14 protein-coding genes are annotated in these 14,174 nt (G+C 54.0%); 6 read left to right on the top strand and 8 right to left on the bottom strand.

Annotation, left to right across the window (positions count from 1 at the left end; translation table 11 throughout):
* Positions 1-233: 233 nt before the first annotated feature.
* The 3 genes from AC07WB_RS22655 (at position 234) to AC07WB_RS22645 (ending at position 2,802) form a co-directional block, all read left to right on the top strand.
* Complete coding sequence (locus AC07WB_RS22655) at positions 234-1,412, top strand: Gfo/Idh/MocA family protein (RefSeq protein ID WP_494941411.1); 1,179 nt, start codon at positions 234-236, stop codon at positions 1,410-1,412.
* Between the two features lie 8 nt (positions 1,413-1,420).
* Entirely contained in the window at positions 1,421-2,362 is a 942-nt protein-coding gene (locus AC07WB_RS22650; protein WP_097098173.1) for a sugar phosphate isomerase/epimerase family protein, read from the top strand.
* A gap of 95 nt (positions 2,363-2,457) precedes the next feature.
* A complete protein-coding gene (locus AC07WB_RS22645; RefSeq protein ID WP_097098172.1) occupies positions 2,458-2,802 on the top strand; it encodes an ArsR/SmtB family transcription factor in 345 nt (114 codons plus the stop codon).
* Here AC07WB_RS22645 and AC07WB_RS22640 read toward each other — a convergent pair.
* The 3 genes from AC07WB_RS22640 to AC07WB_RS22630 form a co-directional block, all read right to left on the bottom strand.
* Positions 2,795-3,985: an MFS transporter gene (locus tag AC07WB_RS22640; RefSeq protein ID WP_494941410.1), complete on the bottom strand. Its 1,191-nt coding sequence runs from the start codon at positions 3,983-3,985 to the stop codon at positions 2,795-2,797. The genes AC07WB_RS22645 and AC07WB_RS22640 overlap by 8 nt on opposite strands.
* Before the next feature lie 131 nt (positions 3,986-4,116).
* Positions 4,117-4,425: a CcdB family protein gene (locus AC07WB_RS22635; RefSeq protein WP_494941409.1), complete on the bottom strand. Its 309-nt coding sequence runs from the start codon at positions 4,423-4,425 to the stop codon at positions 4,117-4,119.
* Positions 4,426-4,427: 2 nt separating this feature from the next.
* A complete protein-coding gene (locus tag AC07WB_RS22630) occupies positions 4,428-4,667 on the bottom strand; it encodes a type II toxin-antitoxin system CcdA family antitoxin (protein WP_494941408.1) in 240 nt (79 codons plus the stop codon).
* A gap of 176 nt (positions 4,668-4,843) precedes the next feature.
* Between AC07WB_RS22630 and AC07WB_RS22625 the strand changes: the two genes are divergently transcribed.
* The gene (locus tag AC07WB_RS22625) at positions 4,844-5,377 is read left to right on the top strand and encodes a sterol desaturase family protein (RefSeq protein WP_494941407.1); all 534 of its coding nucleotides are present in this window, start codon (positions 4,844-4,846) and stop codon (positions 5,375-5,377) included.
* Between the two features lie 557 nt (positions 5,378-5,934).
* On the opposite strand, the gene crtB is transcribed toward AC07WB_RS22625, so the two are convergent.
* From crtB to AC07WB_RS22600, 5 genes are read right to left on the bottom strand one after another with little or no spacing between them, the layout of a single operon-like run.
* Positions 5,935-6,864, bottom strand: coding sequence for a 15-cis-phytoene synthase CrtB (gene crtB / locus AC07WB_RS22620; protein WP_097098167.1), 930 nt, complete (start codon positions 6,862-6,864; stop codon positions 5,935-5,937).
* Positions 6,861-8,342 carry a phytoene desaturase gene (locus AC07WB_RS22615; protein WP_494941406.1) on the bottom strand — a complete coding sequence of 494 codons (1,482 nt, stop codon included), beginning with the start codon at positions 8,340-8,342 and terminating at the stop codon, positions 6,861-6,863. The genes crtB and AC07WB_RS22615 overlap by 4 nt, the downstream gene beginning before the upstream one ends.
* Positions 8,342-9,508 (bottom strand): lycopene beta-cyclase CrtY, encoded by a 1,167-nt coding sequence (gene crtY, locus AC07WB_RS22610; protein ID WP_494941405.1) that lies wholly within the window; start codon positions 9,506-9,508, stop codon positions 8,342-8,344. Before crtY ends, AC07WB_RS22615 begins: the two co-directional genes overlap by 1 nt.
* The gene (locus AC07WB_RS22605; RefSeq protein WP_494941404.1) at positions 9,508-10,785 is read right to left on the bottom strand and encodes a glycosyltransferase; all 1,278 of its coding nucleotides are present in this window, start codon (positions 10,783-10,785) and stop codon (positions 9,508-9,510) included. Before AC07WB_RS22605 ends, crtY begins: the two co-directional genes overlap by 1 nt.
* 14 nt (positions 10,786-10,799) lie before the next feature.
* Positions 10,800-11,705, bottom strand: coding sequence for a polyprenyl synthetase family protein (locus AC07WB_RS22600; RefSeq protein WP_494941403.1), 906 nt, complete (start codon positions 11,703-11,705; stop codon positions 10,800-10,802).
* A 232-nt stretch (positions 11,706-11,937) separates the two neighbouring features.
* Here AC07WB_RS22600 and AC07WB_RS22595 point away from each other — a divergent pair, with 232 nt between their 5' ends.
* Both AC07WB_RS22595 and AC07WB_RS22590 read left to right on the top strand, forming a co-directional pair.
* Positions 11,938-12,879 (top strand): 2-hydroxyacid dehydrogenase, encoded by a 942-nt coding sequence (locus AC07WB_RS22595; protein ID WP_494941402.1) that lies wholly within the window; start codon positions 11,938-11,940, stop codon positions 12,877-12,879.
* Positions 12,880-13,039: 160 nt separating this feature from the next.
* Entirely contained in the window at positions 13,040-14,065 is a 1,026-nt protein-coding gene (locus AC07WB_RS22590; RefSeq protein ID WP_494941401.1) for a Gfo/Idh/MocA family oxidoreductase, read from the top strand.
* Positions 14,066-14,174: the final 109 nt, after the last annotated feature.

Here is a 14,174-nt window from a genome sequence, read left to right as displayed (position 1 = left end):
ATCGGGTGCATTACATTAACTTTATGTGATCCATTTCGCTCATTTTCACTTTGCCGGATTGACTGCCAGCCCGATATCGCTGACATTTTGCACAGTAGAAAGCGCGAAATAGCCATTTATACGCGTGAGTGCAGGCTTTTTTGCACCCGGTATCAAATCTGGCATTGGCGAGAATAGATATCCTTCCATCTTACTTTATTTCAAATTGCACCCGGGTGCAAAAAGGAGTTGCTATGCTCAACGGTGAAAAGAGTATCCCACGTCCACTGCGCTGGGCCATGATCGGCGGCGGTCGTTTGAGTCAGGTTGGCTATAAACACCGTTCCGGTGCGCTGCGAGATAATACCGCTTATCAAATGGTGGCCAGCGCGTTTGATATTGATGCCGAGCGCGGACGCGATTTCGGCATCAATCTCGGCCTGGCGGCAGAACGCTGCTATGACACTTATCAGCAGCTGCTGGTCGAAGAGGCGAAGCGGGAGGATGGCGTGGAAGTAGTGTCCGTTGCCACGCCAAACGGCACCCATTTTGAGATCGCTAAAGCGGCACTGAATGCCGGTATTCACGTGATTTGCGAGAAGCCGCTGTTTTTCACCCGTGCCGAAGCGCAGGAAATCAAAGCGCTGGCGGCGGCGAAAGGGTTGATCGTCGGTGTCACCTACGGTTTTTCCGGACATCCGCTGCTGATGCAGATGCGCGCAATGATCGCCAATGGCGAAATCGGCGATGTACGCATGGTTGAGCTGCAATACACCCACGGTTTTAGCGCTAATGATAGCGCCGACAAGTTCAGCGAAGCGCAAAAGTGGCGCGTCGATCCCAAAATCGCCGGGCCTTCATTCGTGCTCGGCGACATCTCTACACACACCTTCTACATTTCGCAGCTGGTGCTGCCGCAGCTGAAAGTGAAATCGCTGTTGTGCGATCGCCAAAGCTTTATTCCTTCCCGAGCACCGCTGGAAGATAACGCCATGGTGTTGATGCACTACGACAACGGCGCAGTCGGGCGCATGTGGGCGTCATCCATTAATGCCGGTTCGATGGATAGCCAAAGCATTCGCGTGATCGGATCACGCGCTAGCCTGGAGTGGAGCGATTACAACCCCGGCGAGCTGAAGTATGAAGTGCAGGGCCAGCCGAATCAGATCATGCATCACGGCATGCCATATCTGCATGAAAGCGCCCTGGCAGATGAACGTCTCGGGGCGCTGCACACCGAAGGGCTGGCGGAATCCTGGGCCAACATCTATCTCAAATTTGCTATCGCCATCAGCGCCACGCAGCGCGGTGATCAGCAGACACTCAACAACCTGATCTACCCGGATATTAACGCCGGGATCGAAGGGGTGCGCTGGATCGAAAACTGCGTACGGTCTGCGGATAACGGCGCGAGCTGGGTTAATTACGAATAAGGAATGCCATGAAACTCTCTTTCTGTACCGATAGCCTGGGTCATCTGCCGTTTGAACAAATGCTGGATAAACTGTTGGAGCTTGGCGTTTATGGCGTTGAGATGACCACCGGCGGCTGGTCATCGGCACCGCATCTGCGCACTGAAACGCTACTGGGCAGCGCCACGCAACGTCAACAGCTACTCAGGGCGCTGGAGAGTCGCGGCATGTCGATTGCGGCGCTGAATGTGTCGGGAAATCCGCTCGACCCGGGCGAACTGGGCAATAAGCACAAGCGCGATACGGAAAACGCGTTGGCCTTGGCCGGTGAACTGGGCGTGAAAAAAATCGTCATGATGAGTGGTCTCCCGCCAGCCAGCCCCCATGACACCATTCCCAACTGGATCACTTACACCGTGAGTTGGCCGCCCACGCTGAAAAACTGCCTCGATTATCAGTGGAATGAAGTGGCGATTCCCTATTGGCAAGGGCTGGTGGCGCGCGCTAAAGAGAGCGGCGTGGAGAAGTTTGCGCTGGAAAACTTCAGCTCGATGCTGGTGTGGAATCCGGAAACGTTGTTCCGTCTGCGTAATGCGGTGGGCGATATGGTTGGGCTGAATCTCGATCCCAGCCATCTCTTGTGGATGGGCGCAGATCCGATTGCTGCGGCGCGTGCGCTCGGCCCGGCGATTCATCACTGCCACGGCAAGGACGTGCGGCTGGAACGTGGGTTGGTGAACATTAACGGCTTACTGGAAACCAAACCGGTGGAAGACGTTGCCAACCGCGCCTGGAACTATGTTGCGGTGGGTTGCGGCCAGGATTTGCAGTGGTGGAAGGAGTTCTTCTCGGTGGTGCGCATGGTGGGCTACAACGATTGGGTATCGCTGGAGATGGAAGATCTTACCATGTCGGTGGATGCGGGAATTACGTCATCGATTGCAGCACTCAAGCAAACCCTTAGCCAGTAAGGTGCAGTTCGCGGCGGGTAACCGCTCGCCGTGTTCTGTACATCGCGAGGCGATGCCCTGATAATTCGTGTTTACACGAATGAATGGGGCAGGTAATGCGAGAGAATCATCCATCACGCGAGGAGATTCGGCTGGAAAATGTGCTGGCGGCATTGGGCAATCCAATGCGCATGACCGTGGTCAGCATTCTGGCGGATGGCGGTGAACATACCTGCGGATCGCTGCTGAAAGGCGTATCGAAATCCACCTTAACTCACCACTGGCGCGTACTGCGCGAGGGCGGCATTATCTGGCAGAAACCCTCTGGCCGTGAAAATTTATTATCACTGCGACGCGACGATCTGGATGCGCGTTTTCCCGGATTGCTGGATTCGTTGTTGAGTGCGACTGAGCAAGATGCGCTCACCACCGCCACGCTAAATGCGTTCCACCCTAAATAACCCGCGCGCGGCCCGCCAGCGTGGCCACCACTATCTGCACAGCCGCAATCACTAATAGCATCGTCAGTGGCCACTGCCAGCTGCCGCTGATGTCATGCAACAGACCAAAGCACAACGGTCCGAGTGCCGCCACTCCATAGCCAACGCACTGCGCCATGCCCGATAACTTCGCGGCCTGCAGATGATCCGCGGTGCGCAGATTAAACAGCGACAGGCAAATCACCATTGATGCTCCCGCGCCTAGCCCGGCCAGAATCAGCCACAGCAGCGCGTAATTTGGCGCAGCCAGCAATCCTGCCACGGCCAGCAAGATGGCAAGTGACGCGAGGAAACTAATGGCGCGCTGATCGCGCATTTTCTTCAGGGCGCTCATACAGGCGAGATTCGAAACGATCGCCACTACCTGATAAACGAACAGCATGCCGCCAGCTTCCAGTTGGCTAATGCCGCTGTCCTGTGCGAAAGGGGTGAACCAACCAATTAAGGTGTAAAACACCAGCGACTGACAAGCCATAAACAGGGAAACCTGCCAACCTAATGCGGCGCGCCACGGCGATCGCGTGGGTACGGCATTGGCTGTGCCTTTTTTCTGAGTGGCGGATTTTTTCAGATACGGCAGCCAGGCGAGCAGCGCAATTACGGCCGGAATCAGCCATACCGCCAGCGATAGACGCCAACCTGCGCTACTGAGTTCTGCCAGCGGCACCACCACGCCAGAAGCGATGCTGGCAGTAATCGCCATTGTCATCGCATACAGTCCAATATAACGCGCGGTATGCTCGGTGAAATCACGCTTGATCAGCGGCGGCAGAAGCACATTGGCGGCAGCGATACCGGAACTGAGAATCACGGTGCCAGCCCATAAGGCATTTTCACTGCCGCTAATGCGCAGCACCGATCCCAGCGTAATCAGCAGCAGTGCGCCCCACAAACTGCGCTCCAGACCAAAGCGATTGCCGAACCACGCAGCCGGTGGCGCTAAGGTGGCAAACATCAGCAGCGGTAAGAAGTTAATCACGCCTGCCGCGCTGGCGCTCAGTCCAAACGTCAGACGAATGTTTTCCAGCACCGGACCCACCGCCGTAATCGGCGTGCGCAAATTGGCCGCCGTCAGCAGCAGCAAGAACAGGAAAAAACCAGAACGACGCAGGGCAGGATTCGCAGATAAAACGGTATGGGTCATCTTTTCGCACCATAGCAATGAGGCAGACCAAGTCTGCATATGGTGCGTTGGTTGACGTTAACGCTTACGCAGCGGCGCAGGCCGCTGAAAGGAGGGCAATACTAACGAGGGGATGTGCTGATGTAAAGTTCTCAGAACCCATCGAAGATAAAATCAATCGAATCTTTAATGCGCTGTCGATCAACATGCGCATCCATAACTTGATCGCCGAGAAGTGATGCGCGTACGCTAGCCATTTCGTGGGTCATGACTAAGTATTCCTCACCTTCAACATTAATCACCGGATTGAGCCGCTTCACTTGGTTTTTTTTGAATAGATTAACGGGATAAAGTGGAATAACGATTCGCGAAGCCAGCTCGCCGATAATCTCGCTTTGGGCATCCATCAAAAAAGGGTATTCGCTATTCTTGTTGGTGTTGCGGTAAATGAAATATTGCATTGCTAAAACGTCCTGTATTCATCCGACAATAATCCACGTTCTTCGATGATGCGGTTCAACTCTTGTAAACCTTCGCTATTTTCACGCTTCCATCTTTCTGCTTCTATTGCTCGGATTTCATGTTGCAAAGCTCGGGAGAGGATTGCTGATAGATTAAGGCCAGCTTCTCTCGCTTGTTCAAGCAATGTGGGTTCAAGTGTCACACTGACTGTTTTTTTTTGTCTTACAGATGTAGATGGCATAATTTCCCCGTGTACAGTACACGTGTATAAACATGTGTGGTGAGTATGTGTGATGTTTGCTGATAATTCAATGCGCGCCTCCCATAAACCTGAAAAACTCAATCATCTTACCTTGCGCCATCCGCTATCCGCGTCCACCTTTAGTATTTCCCCCTTTTCCCACAAATGGACGAACAATGCTCTGGTTATGGAACGTGCTTATCTTGCTGGCAACCGTGGTGGTGATGGAAATCGTCGCGGCGCTTTCGCATAAATACATCATGCATGGTTGGGGATGGGGCTGGCATTTGTCGCATCATGAACCGCACAGTGGCAAGTTTGAACTTAACGATCTGTATGCGGTGGTGTTTGCCGCGCTGGCGATTGTACTGATTTATGTCGGCGTGCAGGGCTTGTGGCCGCTGCAGTGGATTGGTGCGGGCATGACGGCCTACGGCGCGCTTTATTTTATGGTGCACGATGGACTCGTGCATCAACGCTGGCCTTTCCGCTACATTCCGCGCAAAGGCTATCTCAAGCGCTTATACATGGCGCATCGTATGCATCATGCGGTGCGTGGACGTGAAGGCTGTGTTTCCTTCGGCTTCCTTTACGCACCGCCACTCAGCAAGCTGCAAGCCGCGTTGCGCGAACGCCATGGACGCAAAATCAACGAGGACGTTGCCACAGACCAGCCGGACGCGGCACGTAAAAATTCACACGTAAAGTGATGGGCCGGTGCTCGCCTTTTTCAGCAGCAAATACTCGTCATCTTCACTTTAGGTTCCGATCTTTTACCTTCTTCACAAAGAAAATCTAACATTGCTATCGTTCATTCAAGGCAAGGTTAGATTTTCATTTCCAGTATTTTTTCACAATAATAAAGTCAATTATGAAAATAACGACTGCACATACGGCAGTGATATTCCATGCATGGTCAGGCCAGCGATCATAGGAAAGAGAGCCAACTGTTATAATCAGAATGAGAGGTATGCTGGAGGAAAGGAATAGCCAAATGGAAAATCTGAAAAAACATTGTAGCATCCTGCTCATTTTATTAGATCCCTATCTATGGTTTATTAAAAATTGAAACCTTGCAAAAAAATGTCTTTATACGAGTGAAAAAATTCATCAGTGCGTTGGCTTAATTATACGGCAAGGCTATCGCTTATTTAAAGAATACAAATTTCTGAATTTCGTTTAAGGAATTTGTCATCTTCGCAAAGCAAATAGCCTTACCTGCATGAATTCGGTAATGAGCATAGCCGCCAGCGCCATGGACGCAAACTCAACGAGGACGCTGCCACAGACCAGCCGGACGCGGCTCAGGATGCGCCACGCGCGAAGTGAGCGCCATACCTGCGCCTTTCAACAGCAGAGCCAGCTTCTCTCCTTTGCTGGTGCGTTGGCGTGTATCCCAGGCATGCGCGCCAGCGTGCTGGACCTTCACCCCGATTTCGCGATAAACGCCGCGCGCGGTAGCGATGGCCCACGCCGAACGCAGCGGCAATCCAGGTAAGCCAGATCGCGCAGATTGATAATAAGGTTCCGCTTCCGCCACTAAACGCGCAGCCAGCGTTGCCAGGGCTGTTCGGTGCTGTGGAGCGCTCAACGTAGCGCCATTTAATCCTGCTTCATCAAGCCAGGATTGCGGCAGATAACAGCGACCATTTTCAGCATCCTCGACAATATCGCGCGCAATATTCGTAAGCTGAAAGGCCAAACCTAAATCGCAGGCATGATCCAGCACCGCTTCATCGCGAACGCCCATCACGCGCGCCATCATTAAGCCGACGACACCCGCAACGTGATAGCAGTAACGCAGCGTGTCCGCGAAGGTTGCGTAGTGTTCATCGCGCGCATCCATGGCGAAGCCTTCCAGATGATCAAAGGCCAGCTGCTGAGGTAACTGGTGAATGATCGCCACTTCCTGAAACGCCTTAAACGCCGGCTCATCCATGTGCGCACCGCTGTAGGCGCGGCGCGTTTCGATCTGCAGATGAAGCATGCGCGCCTGCGCATCCTCCACCGCGTGTTGCGTGCCCGCTTCGCCAAGCGTTTGCCCATCAATCACATCGTCGCAGTGGCGACACCAGGCGTAGAGCATCAGCGTGCTGCGGCGCGTTGGCGCATCAAATAACTTTGCGGCGGTAGCAAAACTCTTCGATCCCACGGCCATGGTTTGCGTGACTTGCTCAAGCAGCGGCTGTCGATTCATTTAGCGCTATCCTCCAGCATCAGCTGGGCGGTGGCTTTGGCGGATCCGATGACTCCCGGCACGCCCGCACCGGGATGGGTGCCCGCGCCGACTAAATAGAGATTGCTGATATCAGCATCACGATTATGCGGACGGAACCAGGCACTTTGCGTCAAAATCGGCTCCAGCGAAAACGCCGAGCCATGATGAGCATGCAGCGTGTCGCGAAAATCAAACGGCGTAAACATCCTGTGTGTCACCAATTGCTGACGTAGTCCCGGCATATAGTGCTGCTCCAGATAAGCAAAAATTCGATCGCGCAAGCGCGGTCCTTCCTGTTGCCAGTCGATATCAGCGGTACCGAGATGCGGCACCGGCGCTAACACATAAAAACTGCCGCAGCCCGGCGGTGCAAGCGAGGGATCGCTGCTGCAAGGTGCGTGAAGATAAAGCGAAAAGTCATCTGCCAGCTCACGGCTGTTGAAAATTTCATCTATTAACTCGCGATAGCGCGGACCAAAACAGACTGTATGATGCGCGAGCTGTTCATGAGGATGATTCAGGCCAAAATAGAGAACAAACAGCGAGTTACTCATACGCTTACGTTTTAGCGATGCGGCGCGCTTGCGGGCCTGCGGATGATGATGCAATAGCCTGTCGTAGGTGTGAACCACATCTGCATTCGAGGCCACCGCCGCCGCAGCAAAACGTCGTCCGTCCTTCAGTTGAATACCGCTAATGCGATCGTCGTGGGTTTCCAGCTGACTCACTTCGGCATTCAGCAGCAACTCGCCGCCCAGATCTTCAAATAGCCGCGCCATACCGCTAACCAGCGCGCCGGTGCCGCCACGCGGAAACCACACGCCCCATTCGCGCTCCAGCGCATGAATCAAGGTATAAATCGATGATGTTGCAAAAGGATTACCGCCCACCAGTAATGAGTGAAAGGAGAATGCCTGCCGCAGGTGATCGTCCTGAATAAATTTTGCCACCATGCTGTAAACGCTGCGCCATGCCTGTAAACGTCCCAGCTGCGGCGCGACGCGCAGCATATCGCGGAAGTGCAGAAACGGCACCGTGCCAAGTTTCAGATAGCCCTCTTGAAACACCTCGCGAGAATAGGCGAGAAACTGGCGATAGCCAGCGACATCCTTTGGGTTGAACGTGGCGATCTGCTGCTCGAGCAGCGGCTGGTTGTTATCATAATCAAGCTGTTTACCGTCTTCCCAACACAGGCGGTAAAAGGGCGTTACGGGCATCAGCTCGACGTAATCGCTGAGTGATTTTCCCGCCAGCGTGAACAACTCTTCAATGGCGCTAGGATCGGTGATTACCGTCGGCCCCGCATCGAAGATAAAACCTTTATCCTCGTAGACATAGGCGCGTCCGCCTGGTTTATCGCGCTGCTCCAGTAGGGTGGTTGGGATGCCGGCTGCTTGCAGGCGAATTGCCAACGCCAACCCACCAAAACCTGCGCCAATCACATAAGTACGTTCCATTATTTCTTCCCTGGCGTTGCTGAGGTCATCATTAGCGCGCGCAGCGCTTCACCGAGTGGCACCGGCGGCTTGCCGCACAAAATTCGGGCTTTATCGCTCAGGCGCAGTTGCCCGGCGTAAAAGCGACTAATTAATCCGGCATCGAGCCGATAAAAGCGCTGCATTACACGCCAGCGCTGTTCAGGAGGTCCGGCGAGAAACAGCATGCGATTGAGCAGGCGAAAAAAGCGCTGCTCGCGCCACTGCTTACGGGCGAAGCGTTCAATGTGCTGATTGAGAGTGCCGGCCGCGGTGGGCAACAAGGTTGCGATTAACTCCGCCAGCGCTACGGCGGAGGGCAACGAATAGCCGGTAGTGGCGTGAAACAGTCCGGCGCGCAGGCCGCTGCTGGGCTGGCCGCGCTGCTGCTGCCAGAATCGATCGACATCGCCGCTTAATGTGATGGGTAATACGCCATGCTCTTCACGCAGCAGCCTGCTGAGCATCCAGCCTTGCTGCTGCGCATAGTCGCCGATATGTTGGCGTGTCGCGTTTTCAGCCAGCGTAGGTTGATTGACGTAGTAGGTGTCTTCAATGAGCAGGCGATCGGCGCTGAGCGGCAGCGTGTAAACAAAACGATAGCCTTCGTGCTGATCGACGGTTGCATCCATCAGTATCGGTTGTCGTAAACTGTGCGGCTGCGCCAGCTGCCACTCCTGGCCAAGAAAGACCTGATAACCGAGCTGTAAGTGCGGTGTAGGCTGCAATCCCCGGCCATCGATAACAACTTGCGCATGAAGTTCGCGGCCATCTTCCAGCGTCACCTGCGTAGGGCTCATCTGGCTGACGGGCACGTTACACCATAGATCGTCGCCCATTACACTAGCGAGCTTGTGGGCAAAATCGTCTGAGAAGATCGAACCATAAGCCCCATTCAATGTGCGACGCAGCGCAGGGAAGCGCACTTGATAACCCGACCAACGTACCGAAATCAGAGGTTCGAGCCAACTCAACTGTTCAGCGGTGAGATCGCTGTGATGAAAGGACCAGGTATGATTCCCCGCCGGATGTGCGTGACTCTCCAGCAGCAAGCATTTTAGTTCGGGTTGCAGCTGACGCAGGCGTAGCGCGATCAGGCCGTTCGCCAATCCGGCTCCCACCAAAATCACATCGTATTGCATCTGCATCAGGTTGCCTCCGCGAGCACAACGTGCTGCTGGCACAGCGCTTGTTCAACGATCTCTGCTGCACGCTGGCAGCCGCCTGCGCGCTGCAACTGCGCCTGAATCGCTGACATACGTAACGTATAACTGCCGTCTGCCAGCACTTTTTGCAGATGCCGTTCCAGTCGATGTATTCCGCTGAAACGCGATGCGCGGCACCCAACGCCGTGCCACTCAATCCGCGCCGCTACGCCGGGCTGATCAAAAGCAATCGGCAGTGCCAGCATCGGAGTGCCGCACGCCAGCGCTTCCAGCGCGCTGTTTAATCCAGCATGAGTAATAAACAGCTGCGCGTGCTGCAACGCTGCGCGTTGATCGACAAAATCCGTCACCCAGGCAGCACCGGCCAGTTCAAGTTGATGCGTTTGCTGCATGTTTAAACCACCGCAATGTGCGATGACTAATGACAATCGCAGATTTCGGCACGCCTGCGCCAGATGCAAAAACAGGCGAAAGCGATGACCTTGTAGCGTTCCGAGCGAGGCGAATACCACCGGCTGACGCAGCGCTGGCCAGGGCGCGTTGAGCGGTGCAACTGACACCGGCTCGCGTAAGGGCCCAACGGCGTGATAGCAGTCCGGCAACTGCTGACGTGGAAAATCAAAGGCAGGCACCATCTGGCTGATTTGCGCCAGCGGCGAAAGACATTGATGCAAACCGCGCCGTTCCGTTAAGCCAAACGCTCGGGCATGTTTGAGAATGACCTCGCCATGGCGATGCATGATGCGATCGTAGATATCGCTGCTAGCCTGAAAACGCTTTAAGGCTTTCTCATTCTGCGCAAAACGGAAAGGCATCACCGCGAGGGGAATGCCCGCTTCGCGATTCACCGGTAAGGCGCAGGCCACAGAGACAAAAGGCAGATGCAGCGCTTCCGCAACCAGCCCGCCCGCAGCTTCCATCTCATCGGCGATCACGCCGTCAACTTTCAGTGCCTTTAGCAGCTCTGGTAATTCGCGACACAGCATATCGGTACAGTCTGCCAAATCCTTTATTACCCGAAACAGCGACAAGCCACCCGGCGATGCCAGTCGATGTAATACCGGCGCCAGAGAGCCGGCCGGATGCGTTTGCTGCCCGACGGTAATAAATTCGATGCGTTCATCGTTCAGTAAAGTGCGTGCATCGGCTTGTTGAATAAACGTGATGCGATGCCCGCGTGCCAGCAGCGTTTGTGCCAGCGCCTGCAACGCATGAAAGTGGCTATAAAGCGGAGGCGCAATCACCGCAAAGTGGCCCATCAGCGGATCCGCGCTCAGTTGAACATCGCCAGCTGTTGGTTAAACAGGGCGTGCATATATTGGCGGGTAGCGATACCACGATCGCAGGCACAGGCAAGATGCGCATCGGCGCTGCGGAGGTGATCGCGCAGACGCCGTTCAGCACCATCAGCACCCAGCATCTGCACCAGCGTTGATTTACCTTCGTCTTGATGCATATCTTTGCCGGTGAGATTGCAGCCATCTGCGAGATCGTCGAGCAGCTGAAATGCCTGACCTAAATCCTGAGCGAAAAAGCTAAGTCGCTGACGTATCTGTGGTGATGCGTCCGCAGCAATCGCTGCCATTTGCAGCGTGGCGCGAAACAGCACGCTGGTTTTCAGTTCATTGGTGAGGGCAATGGCTTCCGGACTTCGGCTTTGCGCACCATTGTGCAAATCCTGGAATTGTCCTTGTACCAGGCCCTGCAAGCCAACGGCGGAAGAGAGTTCGGCAATCGCCTCAGATTTATGCAGCGCGGATAAACCCGGTGCAATCGCAATGACTTCAAAGGCGCGACTGAGCAGCGCGATTGCCGCCAAAATCGCCACGTTCTCACCAAACTCGCGATGCACCGTCGGGCGGCCACGTCGCATCTGCGCGTTATCCATGGAGGGAATATCATCAAGTATCAAAGACGCCGCGTGTACCATCTCCACCGCACAGGCGAGATCGAGAATGCCATGTTGAGTGAGCTCGCAACCCATGTCGCGCGCCGCCAGCATGAGTAATAAAGGACGAATGCGCTTACCTTGTGCCAGCGTACCGGCACGCATAGCGGCTCGCACGCGATCGGCTTGCTGTCCAGCAGGCAACAAATGTTCAAGGTGCGCCTGTAAAATCTGTTGCAGCTGAAGAAGTTCGCTATCCTGGTGTGCTGTGGTGTCGACATGGGCGGTCATAGTGGCTATCCATGGTTGGTGAAATTTTTATACTTTTTTGATTAACCGTAGACTGCGTAAGGGGAGTTCGCCAGCGCGTGCCGCGCATTAGGGCTGAAATTAACCGCAATGAATATGAGAATTTAATGCCATTTACTGCGTGATCTTATTAGCGAAAAAAGTAACAACTGCGTCGTAACATAAATAACTCCGTTAGGCTGGTGATAAATAAATGCACCTGATGGAAAATATAATGACGAATTCGCAACCTGCCATCCTGATTATTCAGCCGCTAATGCCGCAGCTGGATGAAAAACTCACTCAGCACTTTCACTGTCATCGCTTATATGTGCAGCAAGATCCCGTAGGATTTATTCAACAGCATGGCATCGCGATTAAGGCTATTGTTACGCGCGGTGATATTGGTGTAGAAACCGCAATTCTGGAACAACTGCCCGCCTGTAAAGCGATTGCGGTATTTGGCGTTGGCACCGATCGTATTGACCTTGACTACACTGCAAAACACGGGATTCAGGTGAGTATCACCCGCGATATTCTCACTGAAGATGTGGCGGATTTGGCGCTGACGCTGATGCTGGCATTTTCTCGTAATCTAGTGGCCTATCATCAGTTTGCGAAAGCTGGCGCATGGGAAAATAGCAGCGTTGAACTTTCCACTCGTGCCAGTGGAAAGCGCATCGGAATAGCTGGGCTGGGCGCGATTGGCTTAGCCATCGCGCGCCGTGCCGAAGCTTTTGGTATGCAGGTTGCGTACACCGCGCGCACGGCTAAAGACGTAAGCTACAAGCGCTGCGACAACATTGAGCAGCTCGCCGCCTTTAGTGATTTTCTGGTGCTGGCATTGCCAGGCAGCGCGGAAAATCTGCAATTAGTTGATGCAAAAGTGCTGACAGCGCTTGGCAAAGAAGGTGTGCTGATTAACATTGCGCGCGGGACAGTCATCCATGAAGCCGATCTCATCACCGCATTGCAACAGGGAACCATAAAAGGTGCGGCACTTGATGTTTATCCACATGAACCGATGATTAACCCCGCTCTGCGTGAATTGGATAATGTCCTTTTAACACCGCACATTGCCAGCGCAACGCATGAAACCCGCGCGCAAATGACGAGTAATGTACTGGAAAATTTACGCAATTATTTTTCCGAGGGGAAAATGATTACCGCACTCTAAATTTTACCTTTGATTGCCGAGCAAACCGGCGGCACAGTAAAGCCATTTTTTATAAAAATGATATTTTTATGCCAATTTTGCGTGGATGAACGCGTTAACTTGTTACTAATATGTTATTGGTAAGGCGGTTAACGATTCTTTTATCTCACACGGAGGCAGCATGAAAATAGGCATTGTGGGTTACGGTACCGGCGGTAAACATTTCCACGCCCCCTTTATTGTTGCAGCACAGGGATTGGAGCTGGCAGGAATAGTCGCTCGTGCGCCTGCGACTATTGCAAAAGTGAAAGCGGATTTCCCCGATGTGCCCATTTTCGCTAGCCTGACAGAGATGCTGGCAGCGGGTGTGGATATCGTCACCATCACTACACCACCGCAGACGCGTCGTGAGCTGGTATTGGAAGCGATCGATGCGGGAGTTGCGGTGATCGCCGATAAACCCTTCGCGCCGGATGCCAAAACCGGTCGCGAGCTGGCGGCTGCAGCGCGTGCGAAAGGCGTGGTGCTGAGCGTTTATCATAACCGCCGTTATGATGCTGACATCCTGACGCTGAAAAAAGTGATTGAAGAACAGCGCGTTGGCAAACTGTGGCGCTTGCATAATCGCATGGATTTCGATGATGCCCTGACGCTGGAAGGCGGTGAAACCGGAGGCCTGCTGCGCGATTTGGGCAGCCACATTGTTGATCAAGCCATCTGGCTGATGGGGCCGGTGAAATCGGTCTATGCACAATTGGATATTGTTGAATTACCAGAAGGACCAACGGATGCCAGTTTCGTGCTGACGCTGACCCACCATAACGGCACGCATTCCTATGTTTCCGCCACCAAACTCAACCGCATGGTATGCCGCGAACTGCGGCTGTACGGCGAGAAGGGCAGTTATTTGTCGCAGGGCAGTGATGTGCAGGCGCAGGCGATTTTTGCGGGTAAACGTCCCGCTGATGATTTGGCGGGATGGGGTTACGAGCAGCGCGAACGTTGGGGCGTTTTGCAACGTGCCGAAGGCAACGAAGCAGTGCCATCTGAACAGGGCGCCTATCACGCTTATTATGAAGCTTTTGCTGATGCAGTGCGTAACGGCACCGAACCGCCGGTGACGACCGATCAAGCGATTGAAGTGTTGGCGGTGCTGGATGCGGCGTTTATCAGCGCGCGCGAGAATCGCGTGGTGACGATCGCGTAACGCATCTCGATGATTTGTATCGGTCGCCAGGCACGGCGACCCTAGGTAGTAAGGTGCGCATTTACGCGCACCACGCATTTCAGCCTGCTAGAATGGCCGTCATTTAGTG

Source organism: Pantoea sp. GW821-FHT03E06, assembly GCF_059420725.1.
Note: the sequence above shows the minus strand (reverse complement) of the source record. Positions and strands in the feature narration are given on the sequence as shown.